The organism is Bradyrhizobium sp. CSA207, from assembly GCF_029051685.1.
Taxonomy (GTDB): Bacteria; Pseudomonadota; Alphaproteobacteria; order Rhizobiales; family Xanthobacteraceae; genus Bradyrhizobium.
Genome location: NZ_JAACFT010000092.1, coordinates 1 through 2,593, shown reverse-complemented (window position 1 = coordinate 2,593; position 2,593 = coordinate 1). Strand labels below are relative to the sequence as shown.

The following is a 2,593-nucleotide window of genomic DNA, read 5'->3' as shown; positions in this document are numbered from 1 at the left end:
GTAAGCGCGAATTTCTCCGCACCTTTTGCGGTTGAGTGCTGTGATGCATGAGGTGTCCACCAAATTAGGTGGACACCTTGTGATGGCAGACGATGATCAGAAACTGCGAGTCAGGCTTGTTGGCCGGAATGGGCGCCGGCGATACGACCCCACGTCGAAGGACCGTCTTGTCGCGGCCTGCCTTGAACCTGGGGTTTCGGTATCGAGGCTTGCGCTCGAACATGGGGTCAACGCGAACCTTCTTCGGAAGTGGATCAAGAAGTGGACGGCGACCAGGTCGCTGCCGCCGTCTTCACCACCGGCGTTCATCCCGGTTCAGCTTGAGAGGACTGCCGATCGGGCCCTGTCGCGGCAGAGCAGCGTGGCGACGGTGGATTTGCCGGCGACTTGCGATGAAGTGCGTGATTCGGAATCCAAAAGGACTGCAGCTTTTTGCTCTCCGGCCAAAGTGAGCGCGTCCCTGCCGAACGGCGTGAAGCTCGCGCTGGAATGCGGCGATGTAGATGCATTGACGGCGATCATCGGAGCACTGAGCCATGTTCAGACTGGGCGGTGACCTGCAAGTCTATCTGCACCGTGAGCCGATCGACTTCCGGGCTGGCATCAACAGCCTTGCGGTCCTGGTCCAGGAGACGATGGCGCTCGATCCATTCACTCCGGCGGTTTTTGCGTTCTGCAATCGCCGTTGCGACCGGATGAAGTTGCTGTTCTTCGACCGGTCCGGCTTTGTGCTGGTCCTGAAGCGGCTGACCGAAGACAAGTTCCGATGGCCGCGCCGCCAGGAGGCGGTCGTCCGGCTTACGACCGAGCAATTGCACTGGATCCTTGACGGCATCGATATCGACGCGATGGTCCGCCATCCGGTGCGGCAATATCAGGTTGCCGGCTGAACTCTCGAGTTGAGCGGTTGACGCGTCGGTACGGTTCAGATTCAAGAATCCGATGAATCGAACCGGCGATCCGAGTGTTGAAGTGCTGTTGGCGCGCATTGCTGCGCTGCAGGCGGAGAACCGCCAACTCGCCGACCGCGTCGTCAAACTCGAGGAAGAACTGGCGCTGGCACGCCTGCATCGTTTTGCGCCACGCAGTGAAAAGCACGTCGATCGTCTCTTCAATGAAGCTGAGCAGGCCGCCGATGAGGATGACGCCGACAGTGAAAAGAACAATATCGCCGAACTTCCGGACACGGGCTTGCCACCCGTCGAAAACACAACGGGAAAGAAGCGCGGCCGCAGGCCGCTGCCAGCGAACCTGCCGCGTGAGCGCGTCGAGTATGACCTGCCCGACGATCAGAAGGCGTGTCCTTGCTGCCGTGGCCAGATGCATCGCATGGGCGAGGCTGTCACCGAGCAACTTCATATCGAGGTGAAGGCGAAGGTTTTACAGAACGTACGCTTCAAATATGCGTGCCGCCATTGCGATCGCACCGGGATCAACGCCCCTGTCGTGACCGCGCCGATGCCGACGCAGCCGCTGCCGGGCAGCGTTGCCACGGCCTCAACGCTGGCGTTCGCGCTGGTTCATAAATATGTCGATGGCACGCCGCTCTACCGCCTGGCGCAGGCCTTCGAACGCGCCGGCGTTCCGGTCAGCCGCGGCGCTCTGGGCCACTGGGTGATCGGCTCAAGCGAGAAGCATCTCTCCCGCATCTATGACGCCCTGAAGCTGCGGCTCAGATCGCAGCCCCTCATCCATGGCGACGAGACGACGGTTCAGGTCCTCAAGGAAAAGGACAGAGAGGCCACCAGCACATCGTATATGTGGGCCTATCGCAGCGGCGAGGACAGCGACCAGCCCATCGTGCTTCTCGATTATCAGCCGGGCCGCGGCCAAATCCACCCGCAGGCCTTTCTCGGCGATTACCGTGGCATCGTGATGAGTGACGGCTATACCGCCTGGCGCACGCTGGAAGGGGCAACCCACATTGGATGCATGGCCCACTCCAGGCGACGCTTTGTCGATGCCCTCAAGGCGAGGAAGAAAGGCGGCGGTCCGCCCGAGCAGGCGCTGCGGTTCTTCGAACAGCTTTACCGGGTTGAAAGGCAGGCGCGGGACGAAAAACCAGACAGAGGCGAAACGCCAGATCAATGCATTCGCCGCTTCCGCCAGCAACACAGCATTCCCGTCCTGAACGCCCTCAAGGAATGGCTCGATCAAATCGCCCCGAAGGTCTTGCCGGACAGCAAGCTTGGCGACGCCATATCCTACACCCGAAACCAATGGGAATATCTGACGCGCTACGCCGAGGACGGCAGGATGCCGATCGACAACAATCTCCTGGAGCGTGATATCAGAATCTTTGCCACTGGCAGAAAGAGCTGGCTGTTCAGCGACACCGTCGAGGGCGCCAGGGCCAGCGCCGTCGTCTACAGCCTGATGCTGACCTGCCGCGCCTCACGCGTCGAGCCGTTAGCCTGGTTGCGCCACGTCCTCACCGAATTGCCTCAGCGCGCGGGCGACGCCGATATCACCGACCTGCTGCCCTTCAACTTCCCCAAAACCGCCACTGCCTGAACAGGCCAGACGCCGCCCCCGATACGAAGGCCATCCGTCAAAAGCGCAGGCGTCAACGTGCGGGGAAAATCGCGCTTAC

At 61.1% G+C, this 2,593-nt stretch carries 3 protein-coding genes; all 3 read left to right on the top strand.

Annotated features, from left to right (window positions below; genetic code table 11):
• Nucleotides 1-82 precede the first annotated feature (82 nt).
• From GWG65_RS40025 to GWG65_RS40015, 3 genes are read left to right on the top strand one after another with little or no spacing between them, the layout of a single operon-like run.
• Entirely contained in the window at nucleotides 83-556 is a 474-nt protein-coding gene (locus GWG65_RS40025; protein WP_187434778.1) for a transposase, read from the top strand.
• Nucleotides 537-890, top strand: a complete 354-nt coding sequence (gene tnpB / locus GWG65_RS40020) for an IS66 family insertion sequence element accessory protein TnpB (RefSeq protein ID WP_229179435.1) — start codon at nucleotides 537-539, stop codon at nucleotides 888-890. The genes GWG65_RS40025 and tnpB overlap by 20 nt, the downstream gene beginning before the upstream one ends.
• 52 nt (nucleotides 891-942) lie before the next feature.
• The gene (locus GWG65_RS40015; protein ID WP_275200890.1) at nucleotides 943-2,514 is read left to right on the top strand and encodes an IS66 family transposase; all 1,572 of its coding nucleotides are present in this window, start codon (nucleotides 943-945) and stop codon (nucleotides 2,512-2,514) included.
• Nucleotides 2,515-2,593: the final 79 nt, after the last annotated feature.

Excerpts from the sequence above, each read along its gene's own strand:
- GWG65_RS40025 (WP_187434778.1), top strand. The coding sequence starts at position 83 with ATGGCAGACGATGATCAGAAACTGCGAGTCAGGCTTGTTGGCCGGAAT.
- tnpB (WP_229179435.1), top strand. The coding sequence starts at position 537 with ATGTTCAGACTGGGCGGTGACCTGCAAGTCTATCTGCACCGTGAGCCG.
- GWG65_RS40015 (WP_275200890.1), top strand. The coding sequence starts at position 943 with ATGAATCGAACCGGCGATCCGAGTGTTGAAGTGCTGTTGGCGCGCATT.